18 protein-coding genes and 3 riboswitches are annotated in these 15,870 nt (G+C 48.0%); of the genes, 16 read left to right on the plus strand and 2 right to left on the minus strand.

The genetic code is table 11. The features are described 5' to 3' along the window. Nucleotides 1–14 precede the first annotated feature (14 nt). From pyrF to ASG16_RS22250, 15 genes are all read left to right on the plus strand, one after another. Nucleotides 15–752, plus strand: a complete 738-nt coding sequence (pyrF, locus tag ASG16_RS22185; RefSeq protein ID WP_056486168.1) for an orotidine-5'-phosphate decarboxylase — start codon at nt 15–17, stop codon at nt 750–752. Between the two features lie 27 nt (nt 753–779). Next, nucleotides 780–1,418 (plus strand): orotate phosphoribosyltransferase, encoded by a 639-nt coding sequence (pyrE, locus tag ASG16_RS22190; RefSeq protein WP_056486171.1) that lies wholly within the window; start codon nt 780–782, stop codon nt 1,416–1,418. Between the two features lie 206 nt (nt 1,419–1,624). Further along, a complete protein-coding gene (locus tag ASG16_RS22195) occupies nt 1,625–2,101 on the plus strand; it encodes a GNAT family N-acetyltransferase (RefSeq protein ID WP_056486174.1) in 477 nt (158 codons plus the stop codon). A gap of 54 nt (nt 2,102–2,155) precedes the next feature. Further along, complete coding sequence (locus tag ASG16_RS22200; RefSeq protein WP_056486177.1) at nt 2,156–2,671, plus strand: phage tail protein; 516 nt, start codon at nt 2,156–2,158, stop codon at nt 2,669–2,671. 27 nt (nt 2,672–2,698) lie between these two features. Continuing rightward, entirely contained in the window at nt 2,699–3,208 is a 510-nt protein-coding gene (locus ASG16_RS22205; RefSeq protein ID WP_056486181.1) for a phage tail protein, read from the plus strand. A gap of 15 nt (nt 3,209–3,223) precedes the next feature. Then, complete coding sequence (locus tag ASG16_RS22210) at nt 3,224–3,748, plus strand: phage tail protein (protein ID WP_056486184.1); 525 nt, start codon at nt 3,224–3,226, stop codon at nt 3,746–3,748. 183 nt (nt 3,749–3,931) lie between these two features. Further along, nucleotides 3,932–5,110 carry an ATP-binding protein gene (locus ASG16_RS22215; protein ID WP_056486189.1) on the plus strand — a complete coding sequence of 393 codons (1,179 nt, stop codon included), beginning with the start codon at nt 3,932–3,934 and terminating at the stop codon, nt 5,108–5,110. A gap of 136 nt (nt 5,111–5,246) precedes the next feature. Beyond that, a complete protein-coding gene (gene kynB / locus ASG16_RS22220) occupies nt 5,247–5,867 on the plus strand; it encodes an arylformamidase (protein WP_056486191.1) in 621 nt (206 codons plus the stop codon). 97 nt (nt 5,868–5,964) lie between these two features. After that, nucleotides 5,965–7,464, plus strand: coding sequence for a glucose-6-phosphate dehydrogenase (zwf, locus tag ASG16_RS22225; protein ID WP_056486195.1), 1,500 nt, complete (start codon nt 5,965–5,967; stop codon nt 7,462–7,464). Between the two features lie 24 nt (nt 7,465–7,488). Continuing rightward, nucleotides 7,489–8,478, plus strand: a complete 990-nt coding sequence (locus tag ASG16_RS22230; protein WP_056486198.1) for a Gfo/Idh/MocA family protein — start codon at nt 7,489–7,491, stop codon at nt 8,476–8,478. A gap of 20 nt (nt 8,479–8,498) precedes the next feature. Then, the gene (locus tag ASG16_RS22235) at nt 8,499–9,122 is read left to right on the plus strand and encodes a cyclase family protein (protein ID WP_056486201.1); all 624 of its coding nucleotides are present in this window, start codon (nt 8,499–8,501) and stop codon (nt 9,120–9,122) included. A gap of 125 nt (nt 9,123–9,247) precedes the next feature. Then, on the plus strand, nt 9,248–9,763 hold the full coding sequence (locus ASG16_RS22240) for a DinB family protein (protein ID WP_056486204.1): 516 nt from the start codon (nt 9,248–9,250) through the stop codon (nt 9,761–9,763). 7 nt (nt 9,764–9,770) lie between these two features. After that, complete coding sequence (locus ASG16_RS22245) at nt 9,771–10,262, plus strand: methylated-DNA--[protein]-cysteine S-methyltransferase (RefSeq protein ID WP_056486212.1); 492 nt, start codon at nt 9,771–9,773, stop codon at nt 10,260–10,262. 33 nt (nt 10,263–10,295) lie between these two features. Continuing rightward, nucleotides 10,296–10,500, plus strand: a riboswitch (cobalamin riboswitch). A gap of 159 nt (nt 10,501–10,659) precedes the next feature. Then, on the plus strand, nt 10,660–10,794 hold the full coding sequence (locus ASG16_RS31565) for a hypothetical protein (protein ID WP_255413036.1): 135 nt from the start codon (nt 10,660–10,662) through the stop codon (nt 10,792–10,794). Nucleotides 10,795–10,888: 94 nt separating this feature from the next. Then, a riboswitch (SAM riboswitch) is annotated at nt 10,889–10,995 on the plus strand. 66 nt (nt 10,996–11,061) lie between these two features. Continuing rightward, a riboswitch (SAM riboswitch) is annotated at nt 11,062–11,173 on the plus strand. Nucleotides 11,174–11,259: 86 nt separating this feature from the next. Beyond that, nucleotides 11,260–12,525, plus strand: a complete 1,266-nt coding sequence (locus ASG16_RS22250; protein ID WP_056486214.1) for a homoserine dehydrogenase family protein — start codon at nt 11,260–11,262, stop codon at nt 12,523–12,525. A 59-nt stretch (nt 12,526–12,584) separates the two neighbouring features. Here the strand turns inward: ASG16_RS22250 and ASG16_RS22255 are convergent, their stop codons facing one another. Then, the gene (locus ASG16_RS22255) at nt 12,585–13,754 is read right to left on the minus strand and encodes a CapA family protein (protein ID WP_056486217.1); all 1,170 of its coding nucleotides are present in this window, start codon (nt 13,752–13,754) and stop codon (nt 12,585–12,587) included. A gap of 77 nt (nt 13,755–13,831) precedes the next feature. Here ASG16_RS22255 and ASG16_RS22260 point away from each other — a divergent pair, with 77 nt between their 5' ends. After that, nucleotides 13,832–14,647 (plus strand): VOC family protein, encoded by an 816-nt coding sequence (locus tag ASG16_RS22260; RefSeq protein WP_056486219.1) that lies wholly within the window; start codon nt 13,832–13,834, stop codon nt 14,645–14,647. 77 nt (nt 14,648–14,724) lie between these two features. On the opposite strand, the gene ASG16_RS22265 is transcribed toward ASG16_RS22260, so the two are convergent. Next, entirely contained in the window at nt 14,725–15,717 is a 993-nt protein-coding gene (locus tag ASG16_RS22265) for an arsenic resistance protein (RefSeq protein ID WP_056486223.1), read from the minus strand. Nucleotides 15,718–15,870: the final 153 nt, after the last annotated feature.

Consider the following 15,870-nt stretch of genomic DNA (forward strand, 5'->3'; position numbering starts at 1 on the left):
AGGGGGAGAGTAGCGTGCAACAACAACTAACCGATATTCGCGAACGCATGATTGTTGCGCTCGACTTTTCCACACTGGCTGAAGTCAAGAAGTGCATCGAGCCTTTAGCGGGACATATCCGCTATGTAAAAGTGGGGATGGAGCTCGCTTACGCAGAAGGGCCAGCGATCGTTTCCTTTCTGAAGGAAAAAGGATTCAAAGTGTTCCTCGATTTGAAGGTTCACGATATTCCCAATACCGCGAAAGGCGCAATGAGAAGCCTGGCGCGTCTGGGAGCAGACATGGTAAACGTTCATGCGGCAGGCGGCGTAGCGATGATGGCGGCAGCGAGAGAAGGTTTGGAGCAAGGGACAGCGGCAGGTGCTGCTCGTCCCCTCCTGATCGGTGTGACGATGCTGACATCCACTGGTTTGCAAACGATGAATCAAGAATTGGCGATTCCAGGTACGGTAGAAGATGTTGTGGTGCACTATGCACAGATGACCAAGCAAGCTGGTTTGGATGGGGTCGTTGCTTCTCCGCTTGAAGTGCCGATGATCAAAAAAGCTGCTGGAGACGCATTCGTAACCGTAACGCCAGGAATTCGTCCACTGGGAGCGGATCAAGGAGATCAGACGCGTATCACGACGCCAGAACAGGCATTCCGCTTGGGCAGTGATTACCTCGTGATCGGACGCGCCATTACGGGTGCAAAAGATCCGGTCGGGGTTTGGCAAAGTATCGTCGCAGCAGTGGAAAAAGATCGTTCGTAAAGTAGCCAGTTGGAGGGAATAAGGGAAATGACGACAATGACAACCGCTAAACAAATTGCAGCGAATCTTCTCGAAATCGGGGCAGTTCATCTGCGACCAGAGCAACCTTTTACATGGACGTCCGGGATCAAATCCCCGATCTACTGCGACAACCGGATCACGATGTCCTATCCGCATGTGCGACGTGCCATTGCGAAAGCATTTGCCGATTTGATCAAGGAGCAGTACCCAGATGCGCAAGTCGTGGCAGGAACAGCGACTGCTGGTATTCCACATGCTGCATGGGTGGCAGAGCTGCTTGATCTGCCGATGATCTACGTACGGGACAAGGCAAAAGGCCACGGTCGCCAAAATCAGATTGAGGGCGCATTGGCGGCTGGTCAAAAGGTAGTCGTGATTGAAGACCTGATTTCCACAGGAGGCAGCTCCTTGAAAGCAGCACAAGCGGTGCAGGCTGATGGTGGAGAGGTACTTGGGGTCGTAGCTATATTCAGCTACCAATTCCCGGATGCCCACGCCTTGTTTGAGGAAGCAGGCATTCCTTGCTCCACCATATCGAATTACACAGCACTTTTGGAAGTAGCTTCAGAGCAAGGGGTTATTACGAGCGAACAGGAAAAAGTATTGGGTGAATGGCGGAAATCCCCGCGAACTTTTTTTGAATAAGGGAGACATGATGAAGAGTAGGGCGGGGTCAAACCGTCCTACTCTTTTTTGTTTCGTCATGGATCGTAATCTGGACCCGTTTTTCATGTAAAAGAGCTAACTTTAGTTAGTGTTAGAAGGAATTTGGCTAATGATATCATGATTTATGATTGCTATTTAATCAGGCAGGATATCAGAAAAGTACAGCGATTGCTGCAAGGAGGATTATGGTACATACCAGACCTTTTGAACACGAGCAAGACGAAGCATTTATTTGGGAATTGTACTGTTCTACGAGAACCGAAGAAATGGCTAATTGGGGTTGGAGTGAGTCGGACAAGCTTGCTTTTTTACAGTCGCAGTATGCCATGCAGCAGCAATCTTACCAAATGCAGTTTCCCGCTCAAAATCATCAAATCATTCTCCGATCCGGGCAGCCTATCGGTCGTTTGATCACGGATGCGAGGGGAGATGCACTGCATCTTGTTGATCTTTCTTTGCTGCCAGCTTATCGGGGACAGGGTGTTGGTTCTAGTATTATTGGCGATCTGCAAAAAGAGGCCCAATCTTTCCAATTACCGATCCGTTTACATGTTTTACAAGGGAATCCTGCCTTTCGATTATATGAACGGCTTCATTTCATCGTGACAGACTCAACGGGGCTGTATATCCAAATGGAATGGCAGCCAGTTCCGCAAAAATGATCTATCTGCTCGTTCGACAACGGAAATTACCACTTTATATAAGGAGGAAGCAACATGGCAGAGCCATTTCTTGGAGAAATCAGGATGTTTGGAGGAGATTATGCACCACAAGGATGGGCATTATGCGAAGGACAGATTTTATCTATTTCGGAATACGACACGTTGTTTCAATTGATTGGAACCACATATGGCGGGGATGGACAAACGACTTTTGCGTTGCCTGATTTACGGGGACGTATCCCGCTTAATCAAGGGAAAAATCCGAGTACAGGAACTACCTATGTGATGGGTGAAAAAAATGGTGTAGAATCCGTCACCTTAACCGTCTCACAATTACCTGCGCATACGCATACGGTCCATGCATCATCGCAGCCAGGAACGCAGAACAGCCCTGCCAATGCTGTATGGGCAAAAAATACGCAGCTTTATTCAACAAATACACCTGATGGATTGATGAACGCGTCCAGCTTGAGTAATGTAGGTGGAAATCAATCACACAGTAACCTGATGCCGTTTACGGTTATTAATTTCATCATTGCCCTGTATGGGATCTATCCGCAACAAAATTAATATTCCAATCGAACAGGAGGATTTTACATGGAACCATTTCTTGGAGAAATTCGATTTTTTCCTTTTCCATTTGCGCCACAGGGTTGGGCTTTGTGTAATGGTGCGGTGTTGCCTATCAGTAGAAACCAGGCACTGTTTTCCTTGTTAGGAGTTGTTTATGGGGGGGACGGGAAAAACACGTTTGCTTTGCCAGATTTAAGAGGACGTGTCCCCATTCACAAAAACAATCAACAGGATCGTCCAATCGTACCGCTTGGGATGTCAGCCGGAGAAGAAACGCATGTATTAACAACAAACGAGATACCTGCCCATACCCATACGGCTACCGGCTCGAATGCAGTTGCCAGTGAAAAAACGAGCGCTGGGAACTACTGGGCGCAAGCATCCACCACAACCTATGGGACAACCCCTGATACGACGATGAGTGAGAGCGCGTTGCAAACGGTAGGAAACAGTGCACCTCATACGAATATGCAGCCGTATCTCGTCGGGAATTTTTGCATCGCGATTCAAGGGATTTACCCGTCAAGAAACTAGAGGAGGCACTATCATATGGATCCGTATATTGGAGAAATTCGTATCTTCGCTGGCAACTTCCCGCCGAGGGACTGGGCTTTTTGTGATGGACAATTGCTTGCGATCCCTTCCAATCCTGTTTTGTATTCGATATTGGGTACAAAGTATGGCGGAGATGGCAAGACCACATTTGCGCTTCCTAATTTAAGAGGAACAGCCCCGATGAACCAGGGGGCAGGACCTGGCTTGACACCGCGTACGGCAGGTCAGACAGATGGCGCTGCCAATGTAACACTGCTGCAAAACGAAATTCCCGCGCATACTCATGTTCCAAACGCGTGCTCAACGCCTACAGGGGATACGCCAACAGGGGCGAGTTGGTCATCCACTGGTGGCCGGGGAGGTATCATTCCTTACTCCAGCACGAGTGATGGGACACAGCTTAGCCCGCAAGCAATTGGAACCACAGGCGGGACTCAGCCTCATAATAATATGCAACCTTATCTCGGACTCTCGTTCATCATTTGTGTGGAAGGCGGAGCTTTTCCGTTGAGAGGATAGAGACTGTATCTTGGACGCCCGATGCTGTGTAGCAGAAGGCGTCTTTTTTGAATGACGGTCACAGCCCTTCTTCCATCTTTTCCTACTTTTCGTATTCTTCTTGCGAGATATATGCATTATAATGGATATGTCCGTGATACTAAACGATCGCTTGGAGCAGAACGATCGCAGAGGATGAAGCAGATGACGAAGATAGAAATACTGAAAAGCATGTTGACGAGCGACCAACGCAACGCGCCAGTATGGCTGTTATTAGGATTAGAGCATGCTGAGCAAGGGGATCGTACGGAGGCTTTACAGGCATTTACGCAGGCTCTTGCCTATGGAAATGAATCGATGAAGGAAAAAATTGTGATCGAACTCAACAAGCTACAAAAGGAATCCCCATATTCGCGGACGTTAAAAGGGATCAATCAGAAGGAATCCTCTACATACACTACGATGTTTTCACCTAAGATACGCGTCATAGAAGGGGGCAAAGGAAAGACCACCGCGAAATCGGTTCAACTCGTTGAGAAAACGGCGGGCTTTGGAATGGTTGGTGGGCTTGGACGAGTAAAAGAGGCAATCTTTCAAAGACTCCTACATCCTATTTCGCAACGGTTGCCTCAAAAGAGAAGTACCATATTACTTTACGGACCATCGGGGTGCGGAAAATCTTTGCTGGCAAAAGCAACCGCAGAAGAATGCCAGGCTCATTATTTCTCCATGGCGATCACAGGCGGTCGAAGTATGTATACGCCGTCAAACAGGCAGTTCAACATCCATGACTTACTGGCAACAACCCCTGCCAATAAACCGTTTCTGTTCTTTTTAGATGAACTGGAGGCTTCCAGCCATTACGAAGAGCATGCGACCCCCTATAACAGACAGGGGATCGATTCCAAATGGCTTCAGCAGATAGCGGAGGCAGGCGAGTACGACGAACGATTTGTCCTGATGGGTGCAACCAACGTCCCGTGGGAATTGGAGCCATCCATGCTCCGAGCAGCCGGCTTTGATCACTGGATTTTTGTCGGACCACCAGATCGGCAAGCACGGGAGGATATTTTTCGCTTAAAACTGGAGGGCCGTCCCACTGAGATACTCGATTATGGGCAATTAGCAGGATGGACAGAGTTTTATTCGGGGGCAGACATTGAATATGTAGTGGAGCTCGCAACGGAGCAGGTATGGCATGATATTGTAACAAAAGGGGTCGATCGCCCGATTCAGATGAGCGATCTACGGGAGGCCATTGCAGCTACCTATCCAACAACCATTGAGTGGTTGAGGACTTTGAAAGAACATTTGAAACAAGTGGATTACCATGGGATTTATGATGAAGTGTGGGACTACCTGTCTCTTCATACTAGGATCTGAATCAACGAAAAGACTGTCAGCTCTCAATCAAGCTGCGGTCTTTTTTTGGTAAAAATGTTAGAATATTGACTCAATATAGTCTTTTCTGTACGCTGAGTATAGGTATGAACAGTTGCTGGAAGGTGGAGGATACATGATGAAAATAATAGATATATCCCGTCCGCTCATGGCAGGTATGCCGACCTGGCCAGGGGACACTCCCTTTCACTATGTCGTAAACTGGCCCAAAGCGGAGAGCGGATCGGTCAATGTCGGTAAAGTAACAATGAGTGTTCACACAGGCACACATGTGGATGCTCCGTTCCACTTCGATGACGCTGGCCGAAAAATAGCTGAATTGCCTTTGGACTTGTATATCGGAGAGACAAGAGTAGTAGAGCTTACTGGACGTTCCAGCATTGGCCCAGAAGATTTTGCCCAGGTTGATCTGGAGGGGGTGGAACGCTTGCTGCTCAAAACATTATCATGGAGCGACCCCAATCAGTTTCCGTCATCCATCTGTCATCTGCGAGCAGATTTGCCAGCGTTCCTCGCCCAAAAGGGCATTCGGTTGATCGGAGTGGATGTCCCATCTGTCGATCCGTTGGACAGCAAGGAACTGGCCGCTCATCACGGGCTTCACGAGCATGATATTCATATTTTGGAGGGGCTCCTGCTCGATCATGTCGAACCGGGTGATTACGAATTGATCGCACTGCCGCTGCTTTTGATGGAAGCAGATGGAAGTCCGGTACGTGCAATCTTGCGTCGTTCTTAAGGCTGCATATTGATAAAGCAGTGATTTTCTCGAATAATAACAGTGTACCTACTATAACCATCATCACGGCGTAGGTAAGAAGGGAATGAAAAAGTAGATGGAAGCGATGACCTTTGTCCTTTTTGGCGCAACAGGAGATTTAGCCAAACGTAAAATTTTCCCTGCGCTGTTTACCTTATATGTAGATCAAAAATTGCCTGCTGCCTTTTCGATTATCGGTGTGGGGAGAAGGGCCTGGTCTGATAGCGAATTTCAGGAATCTGTTCGCCAGTCTGTCCATGAGTTTTCTCGTCGTGCCCAGATTGATTCCCGCGAGCTAGACGTTTTCTTGTCAGCTTGTTGCTATGCGGAAGTAGATGTCATGGAACCACGTGCTTATGTAACGTTACATGATCTGGTTCTGCAAAAAGAGCAAGAGCTGCAGATCCCGCAAAACCGGATGTTTTACTTGTCAGTAGCCCCGCAATTTTTCGAGGGAATTGCTACCAATGTCAAGGCCAGTGGATTGGGCTCAACGACAGGCTGGAAGCGTCTGATCATTGAAAAACCGTTTGGACATGATTTGCAATCAGCGAAAGAATTGAATGAAAAGCTGGGGAAAGCATTTTCGGAAGAAGAAATTTATCGCATTGACCATTACTTGGGAAAACCGATGGTTCAAAACCTCGAGGCTCTCGAATTTGCGAATCCGGTCTTCCAGGCTCTCTGGAATAATCAGTACATCGCAAACGTACAAATTACGGCGAATGAAACGGTCGGCGTTGAGGATCGGGCTGGATATTACGAGCCAGCCGGGGCACTGCGCGACATGCTTCAAAATCACATGCTCCAAATGCTCATGATCTTCGCTATGCAGCTTCCGAAGCGAATCACGTCCGCCCATATCCGAGAAGAAAAGCGCAAGGTGATGGCAGCCGTGCGTCCGATGATGAAAGAAGAAGTCCACACACACGTTATTCGCGGTCAGTATAGCGCAGGACATATTCAGGGGACGCCTGTGGCTGGCTACAGGGACGAGCCTGGTGTCGATCCCGTTTCGATGACAGAAACGTATATTGCCACGCGTGTCTGGATTGATGATCCGTTTTGGCAAGGGGTACCTTTTTATATTCGGACGGGGAAAAGACTGCAAGAGAAATCAACCAGGATCGTCATTGAGTTTAAAAATCCGCATAAAAAGCTATATCAGGAACATAATGAAACGCCAGCGCCTAATTTGTTGATCATCAGCGTGAATCCGAACGAAGGTATTGCCTTGCAGGTAAATAGTAAGAATCCGAAAAATAGCGGTAAGATTGAACCGGTGACGGTAGATTTCAGTGCAGGGACAAAAGACGTGCCAGAAGCGTACGAGCTGCTCTTGGTCGATGCACTCCGAGGGGATTCCACTTACTTTGCGCATTGGGATGAGGTCCGGCTGTCATGGGAGTGGGTGACACCGATTTTGGAAGCCTTTGCGGAAAATTCGGTGCCGCTCTTTACGTACGAAGCTGGCTCATTCGGACCGAAGGCCGCAGAGCAATTGCTTGCAGCAGACGGATTCGTGTGGTGGCTGGATAAGGTCGAGGAACGAGTGCCGGTCACTGCAACGAGATAGAAAAAAGAAAAGGGAGCGGATGAGATGCGGTTTGGCGTAATTGGAACGAACTGGATCACCGAGGAATTTATCCAGGCTGGTCAAGAAGTAGAAGGATTTTCTCTTCAGGCTGTTTATTCACGTACCATCGAGCGCGCCAAGGATTTCGCTGACAAGTACCATGCTCCATTCGCCTATAACAGCCTGGAAGAAATGACTGCAAGCAAAAATGTGGACGCGGTCTATATTGCGAGCCCCAACTCCTGCCACGCGGAGCAAGCGATCCAGTGCATGGACGCGGGGCTACACGTATTATGCGAAAAGCCACTGGCTTCCAATGTGTTTGAGGTAGAAGAAATGATCCAAGCAGCGAAAAGAAATGACGTGCTGCTCATGGAGGCTGTCAAATCTACTTTGCTGCCCAATTTTTTTGCGATACAGGACAACCTGCACAAGCTGGGAAAAGTACGGCGCTTTATTGCCAGTAATTGCCAATATTCTTCGCGTTATGATGCGTATCGCGAAGGAAAGGTTTTACGTGCTTTTGATCCTGCTTTTTCCAACGGAGCCTTGATGGACATCGGAATCTATTGTCTTTATCCGCTACTCATCCTTTTTGGCAGACCAGATGACATCAAAGCAGAAGGAATTGTGCTTGATTCTGGTGTGGACGGAGAAGGCAGTATGCTTTTAAAGTATCGAGAGATGGATGCAATCATTAGCTTCTCGAAAATTACGACCTCCTATCAACCAGCAGAAATTCAAGGGGAGGACGCTACGATTGTGATCGACCGAATCAACCATCTCAAAGAAGTGGACATTCGTTACAGGGATGGACGAATCGAGCAAGTGACAAGGCCTCAAACCCCGAAGACCATGCATTATGAAATAAGAGAATTTCTACACTTGGCGAGAAGCGGGGGCAGACAGTCTGCAACGAATTCGCATGAAGTATCCAAAATGGCCATGCAGGTCATGGATGAAGCGAGAAGACAGATGGGGATTGTTTTTCCAGCGGATCGAAAAAAACAGTAGGCAAAGGGAGGGCGTTGGGGATGAAAATGTATGATGTAACCGCCACCGTGTACGAAGGAATGACGGTGTATAAAAACAAGCCGGAAAAGCAGCCGAAAATACGTACCGCTACCAATGGCTATGTAACAGAATCGAGAATCGACATGGACCTTCATTCTGGTACTCATGTAGATGCTCCCCTGCACATGGTGAATGCTGGCGATACATTTGAGAGTATTTCCTTGGAGAAGCTAGTGGGCAGTTGCAAGGTTCTCGATCTCACAGCGGTAGAGGACAGGATCACTCGCTCCGACTTAGAGAGCTTCGATCTTGTGCGAGGAGATTTTGTCCTGTTTAAAACGAAAAACTCTTTTGAAGAGGCATTCTCTTTTGAATTCATCTTTCTGTCTGAAGAAGGGGCAGAATATTTAAGTGAGCTGGGTGTGCGGGGCATTGGTACCGATGCACTTGGAATCGAACGCGCCCAGGAAGGACACCCCACACATAAAAAGCTGTTTGCAGCGGGAGTCATTGTCGTGGAAGGATTGCGGCTAGCAGAGGTCCCGCCAGGCGAGTATTTTCTGGTAGCTGCACCACTCAAGCTGATCGGCACGGATGCAGCCCCGGCAAGGGTTCTACTGTTTGAAGGCTTACATAGCGTATAATGGTGAAGCTCACCCGCCTGTGAGGATTAGGCGGGTTCGTTCGTATTGGACAAGAAATGCTTGGCTGAGGATGCATAGTGGTATAATTTGTCTATCCAAACTGAATGAAGAGGAGTGGGAAATACATGCTCAAACGACCAGAGCAGGATGAATACGCTGCATATTTTGATTATTATATTGGACTTGTACCGGAGGGGGATCTGCAAACGATCCTCACACAACAAGGAGAGAGGCAAGTCGCGTTATTTTCGTCACTAGCGCCTGAGCAAATTGATTATCGGTATGCGCCAGGCAAATGGACGGTAAAAGAGGTTTTGGGTCATCTCATCGATGCAGAACGCATCATGAGCTATCGCTTGCTGAGAATCGCGAGAGGAGATCAGACACCCCTCGCTGGTTTTGATGAGAATGCTTTTGTCGAACACGGGTGTTTTCAGCGAAGAGACCTCTCTGATTTAGTGGAAGAGTATAAGGCCGTTCGGGCTTCCACCATCGCGCAGGTTCGCGGAATCTCTCCAGAAGCGTGGTTGCGTACAGGCCTTGCCAACGGAAACAAGCTATCTGCAAGGACGTTGGCCTATGTGATTGCTGGACATGAAGCTCACCACAGAACCATTTTGAAAGATCGGTATCTAGGGTAGGTCTTGTATGGAGAGATTACAGACAATTGATTATGTTTCGCCACTCGGCATCTTGGAAATCAGTGGGACAGAAGACGGGGTATGTTCGATCATGTTCACAGATCGGGACGAACCCATTTTGCGTGAACAAGAAGACAAATGTCTAGAGCCTCTCCTCGTTTGTCGGCAACAGTTGGACGAATATTTTTCCGGCGAGAGACAGTCCTTTTCTGTTCCCCTGTGTATGAAAGGGACAGACTTTCAGAAAACAGTCTGGCACACATTGACCACCCTTCCCTATGCGCACAAGATTACGTACACGGAGCTAGCCGCGTTGATTGGGAAGGAAAATGCGGTGAGGGCTGTCGGGAATGCCAACGGAAAAAATCGGCTGAACATCATCGTACCCTGTCACAGAATTATAGGAGCAAACGGGAGTTTAACAGGCTATTCGGGTGGCTTGTGGCGAAAGGAATGGCTACTGGCCCACGAGCAATGTTCGCAAAACAAGGAAAAATAAGGTAGAATCTGAGAATAGTAGTGAGAAAAGACAATTTCATAGATGGAAACAGGTTCCTTAGGGCGTACCAATTCGCCAAAAGGATAATAGGGAAGCTCGGTGCAATTCCGACACGGTCCCGCCACTGTAAGAGGAGAGTCAGCGTCCAACGAGCCACTGGTCTATCAAAATAGACGGGGAAGGCGACGCTAGACGATGAACCCATAGTCAGGAGACCTGCCTGTTTCGACGACACTGATAGACCTACGGGAGATAGGGAGGTGTTAGAGATGGCTTGCAAAAAACAGCGAGTGGACAAGTGCGTCCCTCCTTTTCTGGCATTTTCTAACGATCGTCACGGTCGAACGGAAAATGCTCTTTTTATTTTGGGCAGGATAAAAGAAAAGGAGGGCGTGCGATGATGCAACTTATGATTTGCCAATGGTGCGGATATGTCGAGGAACAAGAGCTGCCTGAGGAATGCCAGGAGGGCGTGTTTCATTGCACTTGCTGCAGTATGGAAGAGGTAGAAAGTCTGTTCACCCACAATTGAAAGTCTGGCCAAATCAGCTTGCAATCAGAAAAGAAAGAATTTTGTTGACGCTTGCCTTGGAATTTCTTAGAATAAAGCTCAACAGCATAAATGGTTCTTATCCAGAGAGGTGGAGGGTCTGGCCCGATGAAGCCCAGCAACCGTTGCATATTGCGACAAGGTGCCAATTCCTGCGAGACGTTTCGTCTCGATAGATAAGAAGCGGGTTACTCCATTAGTAGATGAACCTTCTTCTTAGCGAAGAAGGTTTTTTTCAATTTCATATTTTCTTTATCCAGAGAGGTGGAGGGACTGGCCCGATGAAGCCCGGCAACCGTCACGCATATTTTGTGACAAGGTGCCAATTCCTGCAGGACATATACGTCCTGGTAGATAAGGAGGAGGAGCAGTAGCTGCTAACAAGCCTTCTTCTTATCGAAGATGGCTTTTCTTTTTATCTAAAATTCGGGGTATGGGGTGGTCAGGATGAGTGCAGAAGTGGTACGCGTGGGATTATTGGGATTGGGGACAGTGGGTGGAGGCGTAATCAAAACAATCCGTTCGCAACAGGAGAAGCTGGCTTCTCGTCTGGGTAAACGAATTGAGATCGTCAAGGCATTGGTGCGTGACTCGGAAAAAGAGCGGGCGGTTCCTATCGACCCGACTTTACTGACAACAGACTTTGAGGATGTATTGAACAGCGATGTGGATATCGTGGTGGAGGTCATGGGCGGTGTAGAACCTACCTATGACTACGTCCGTGCTTTCATCGAAAAGGGATGCCATGTAGTAACTGCCAACAAAGAACTTCTGGCGAAAAAAGGAACAGAGCTAGTCGATTTGGCCAATCAGCATCAAGTGCATCTTGCCTATGAAGCGAGTGTGGCAGGGGGCATCCCGATCTTGAGCGTGCTCCGGCAGTTCCTGCGCACGAACGATATTCAAGGTGTTCGCGGTATTCTCAACGGAACAACGAACTTCATTTTGACGAAAATGGAGGCAGAGCAGCTCTCTTACCAGGAGGTGCTCAAGCAAGCGCAGGAGCTGGGCTATGCGGAAGCAGACCCTCGTTCGGATGTAGAAGGCTTTGATGCCATGTACAAGTTGTATATCTTGGCACAGCTTGTTTACGGAGAATCACTGCCTTTAGCAGATGTTGTTCGCAAAGGAATTGCAGATTTGTCAGCAGGTCACATTCGGATTGCGAGCGAGCTGGGATACCGGATCAAGCTGATCGCGCAGGCCTATCAAGCTGAGAAAGGAATTCGCCTATCTGTTGAACCAACCATGCTTCCGCTGAGCCATCCGTTGGCGCAAATCCACGACGCGTTTAATGCTGTACAGCTATCCGGCAACATCGTGGGAGACTTGTTGTTTACAGGAAGAGGGGCAGGAGAGCTCCCTACAGCGAGTGCTGTCGTCGAGGATTTGGCCTATTTATTGACACAGCCATTCACACCGCATCCTACCTGGAAAGAAAAAACGGCTGCCAAAGCTGGTGTCACGGTGGACTCGGAAGAACACGTCCTGTGTTATATGGAGGGCTCATGTCATACTGCTACGCCAGACCGTGTCTTGCATTTCCTTCAGCAGGCAGGAGTCAACGTGCATAAACTAAAGGTCCAATTCGACTTGGGAGGCGTCTTGCGCGCAGGTTTGATCGTGACAGGAATCAGTGAAGAGCACGAGTCCCTATTGAAAAATGATTTTGGCTTAGAAGTGCGCTGCTTCCCGATTATCGAATCTGCGTAAGAAAAAGGAATCACAAGAAGAGCCGTATTTCTGGTTAGCTAGAAACACGGCTTCTTTTGTCAGGGGGCAGTCTCCACCGCTTTTGCACGCGGCTGTACACGCCCGTCGCTTTGGATGTCAACACTCACAGAAATGGATTCAATCCGTTTTAGCAGGGCAGCGCCGTTGCTTTCATTCATGGGTACAGCTTGTCCCAATTCTGCGTGAAACGGAAGCATCGTCAGCTCACAATCACCACTTTTCGTACAGCTTGCTTGCAGAACCATCGTTTCCCAAGTCTTGGGTTCGTTTGATCGTGTGAAAATGAAATTGCCGAGACTGTACGCAATCCATTTGTCGTTGTATCGTTCAAAGCCTTGAAGGACATGAGGATGACCGCCAACAATCAAATCTGCACCAGCATCGATGTAGGCACGAGACAACTCTTTTTGATGATCGACAGGATAATCGGAGCGTTCCTTGCCCCAGTGTGCAATCACCACGACGAGATCTGCTTGGTTGTTCGCATCTTGGATCGCTTTCACTGCTAGCGTAGGATCATAGGAAGCGGCCATACCTGCCTGGGAATTCCCTGCATACCAGCTCGTTTCGGGAATGACCCTGCTGAAGCCGAGAATCGCGATCTTGATGCCGTTCTTTTCTATCAATACAGGAGAATAGGCACGGCTGGCATCCTTTCCGGCGCCGACGTATGCAATCCGGTTTTTGTCCAAAGCGTCAAAGGTATCCAGCAATCCCGGAACTCCTTGGTCCATGGAGTGATTATTGGCGAGATTCACCACATCAATCCCAGCGTTTTTCATGGCAGGAACAGCAAGTGGCGACGACTTGTAGACATACGCCTTGTTCTGTGCAGCAACACCTGTTTCGGTGATCGGTGTCTCCAAATTGGCAATCGTGATATCATCTTGTAAAAAGAGCGAGCTTACATGCTTGTATGGGTAGTCATAGCTGTTTGCGAGTAACGTTTTCTCTACATTTCCTGACATCATGATGTCACCGACAAAGGTGAGCTGCACTGAAGTCTTTTGGTTCACGGTATTGTCAGGAGCAGGCTGCGTGTTCGGGTTGGTATGTTCTCTATCCATGGCAGTTTGGAATAGGTAGTAGGTTCCGACGACGAAGATGGCCAACACGCTAAAAAGGAGCGTGCTCTTCCCAGCACGTACCCATTTTCTACGTGAGTGCTTGCGCCGAGCCTTTACCCGGCTTGATCTGGTCTCGTTCATTTTTCCCCCTTGTCTTTCTATCCTTACATAAATGAATTTTGATATTCTATAAGTAATACGAAAAGAGGCGAAAAAAGGTGCGATTAACTTTTGATCATTTGGTTCATTTTGTACATCGGACTCCTCAGGAAGCAGCGGAACAATTTTGCCAAGCGGGTTTTCATGCGGTAGCCGGAGGGCGTCATGCGTCTTGGGGGACATGGAATAGCCTTAGTTATTTCGGGCTTTCCTATGTTGAATTTTTGGCGGTTGAACACCAGGAGCTTGCTCGACAATCAGAGAATCCGCTCGTGCGTCAATGCATCGAGGACGAAGCAAAGGGAGAAGGCTTTGGTCAGATTGCGCTTCGGACCAGCGAGATGGATGCGTGGGCAGAGCGCCTGCGAAGCCAAGGTCTACAGGTGACTGGACCTGTTGCGGGAAGTCGTACGCGTGATGATGGCACGACCCTTCGGTGGCGGATGTTGTTTCTCGAAGATGCAGATAGTGCTCTTCTACCACCATTTCTCATTGAATGGTCGCAAACAGATGAAGAAAGAATAGAAGATTTAACAAATCGTGGCATCATTGGCGCACATCCGAACGGTGCAGCACATCTCCAATCAGTAGGCTATGCAGTAAAGGATCTGGAAGAAGCAACAGCACGTTGGCAAAGATGGTTTGGATGGAAGAAGAGCGAAAAATTCCACGATAAAGAACTGGGGGCCATCTGTCAGGCATTTGAGCTTCCGGGTGGAAATGTAGTGCTTTGCCAACCGACTGAGGAGGGATTGGCGCAGACTGCATGGAAAAATCGTGGGCAGAGACCGTTTTTTGTGAGGCTGACAGGAGCGAGCAAGAATAGCGAGTATAAGATTGGTGGAGGATCTTACTTTCTAGCAGCGCTGAAATAGTTGTTTGGAAGAGGGGGAGGCGGTACCAACGAAGTTGACACCGCCCGTCATGTAGATCGTTTCATTATCTACCAAGCCTATTCATTTTTGTTTTCAGCAGTTCCGTTCGTCTCTCGTAAAAGTACATTTGGAACAAGACGAATATATAAGAGTTCCCCAATAAGTTCTACAATTGTTTGCGTTACGATTACAGCAGAAACTACCCCGTTTAGAGGTTCAGGTAGCGCCAGTGCAAAAGGAAGAACGACAAGAGAGTTACGGGTTCCTGCGCTAAAGATAAGAGCCCGCCCCGCTCCGGTATCTAAGCGGAATATACGAGAAACGATACGTGCAATCAATGGTGTAATGGCCATATATGCTACATAGACGGGAATCACTTGGCTAATAAAATGAAAAGAGGTATATAGTTTAGAGATTTGGGATGCAACAACAATAAAGAGGGTTAGTGCCATAAAAGGCACGGGAAGCCATGCTGTCGCATCAAGAAAACGTTCTCCGTGTGGTTTGCGTCTTGACCACCATTGAGTAAGGAGAGCAAGTCCCAGTGGAACAATAATAAGGCCGAAAAATGCTTCGAGAAACGGCCCGACACTCACAATTTCTGCCGATGTCTTGCCCATAAAAAGCGCCAGATAAATAGGCAATAAAAGCATTTGGGTGACAAAGAGTACAGGGGTTGAAACCAAAACAAGTTTTTCGTTCCCTCGACCAAGATGTGTAAAGACAATAACATAGTCAATGCAGGGCGTAAGCAAAACAAGAAGTACACCTAATAATATTGCCGGATCGGTTGGAAGAAACCGAGTTAACCCCCAAACCAGAATAGGTACAGCTATGTAATTCGTAACAAGTAGCGCATAGATGAACTTTCGATTCGCTAGTGCCTCTTGTAAACGAAAAAACGGTATTTGAGTAAACATTCCGTACAGTAAGATGGCAAGTATGAACGAAATCATACGATCTAAGTTTTCACTGGATTCTGGCCACAACAAACCAGTTCCAGCGGCAATCATTAGTACGAAAGCATAGAGCCATACTTGATTCTTTTCTAATTGCTCTCTTGAAATCACTTCTTGTACTTCCCCTTCCTAACACGAACCCGTATTTTCTATCTTCTCATACCGGCGTTGCCCGTTCGTCAATACGTTTACCTCTGCCCTTGAAGCGAGTTGCCCAATGCTAACTCCAGTCATGACTTCACCCCTTGACTTAAAGTTAACTTA

The sequence above is a fragment of the Brevibacillus sp. Leaf182 genome (assembly GCF_001423865.2).
Classification (GTDB): Bacteria; Bacillota; Bacilli; order Brevibacillales; family Brevibacillaceae; genus Brevibacillus; species Brevibacillus brevis_C.

Excerpts from the sequence above, each read along its gene's own strand:
- ASG16_RS22215 (WP_056486189.1), top strand. The coding sequence starts at position 3,932 with ATGACGAAGATAGAAATACTGAAAAGCATGTTGACGAGCGACCAACGC.
- ASG16_RS22200 (WP_056486177.1), top strand. The coding sequence starts at position 2,156 with ATGGCAGAGCCATTTCTTGGAGAAATCAGGATGTTTGGAGGAGATTAT.
- kynB (WP_056486191.1), top strand. The coding sequence starts at position 5,247 with ATGAAAATAATAGATATATCCCGTCCGCTCATGGCAGGTATGCCGACC.
- zwf (WP_056486195.1), top strand. The coding sequence starts at position 5,965 with ATGGAAGCGATGACCTTTGTCCTTTTTGGCGCAACAGGAGATTTAGCC.
- ASG16_RS22230 (WP_056486198.1), top strand. The coding sequence starts at position 7,489 with ATGCGGTTTGGCGTAATTGGAACGAACTGGATCACCGAGGAATTTATC.
- ASG16_RS31565 (WP_255413036.1), top strand. The coding sequence starts at position 10,660 with ATGATGCAACTTATGATTTGCCAATGGTGCGGATATGTCGAGGAACAA.
- ASG16_RS22250 (WP_056486214.1), top strand. The coding sequence starts at position 11,260 with ATGAGTGCAGAAGTGGTACGCGTGGGATTATTGGGATTGGGGACAGTG.
- ASG16_RS22235 (WP_056486201.1), top strand. The coding sequence starts at position 8,499 with ATGAAAATGTATGATGTAACCGCCACCGTGTACGAAGGAATGACGGTG.
- ASG16_RS22195 (WP_056486174.1), top strand. The coding sequence starts at position 1,625 with ATGGTACATACCAGACCTTTTGAACACGAGCAAGACGAAGCATTTATT.
- ASG16_RS22245 (WP_056486212.1), top strand. The coding sequence starts at position 9,771 with ATGGAGAGATTACAGACAATTGATTATGTTTCGCCACTCGGCATCTTG.
- ASG16_RS22210 (WP_056486184.1), top strand. The coding sequence starts at position 3,224 with ATGGATCCGTATATTGGAGAAATTCGTATCTTCGCTGGCAACTTCCCG.
- pyrE (WP_056486171.1), top strand. The coding sequence starts at position 780 with ATGACGACAATGACAACCGCTAAACAAATTGCAGCGAATCTTCTCGAA.
- ASG16_RS22255 (WP_056486217.1), bottom strand. The coding sequence starts at position 13,754 with ATGAACGAGACCAGATCAAGCCGGGTAAAGGCTCGGCGCAAGCACTCA.
- ASG16_RS22205 (WP_056486181.1), top strand. The coding sequence starts at position 2,699 with ATGGAACCATTTCTTGGAGAAATTCGATTTTTTCCTTTTCCATTTGCG.
- ASG16_RS22240 (WP_056486204.1), top strand. The coding sequence starts at position 9,248 with ATGCTCAAACGACCAGAGCAGGATGAATACGCTGCATATTTTGATTAT.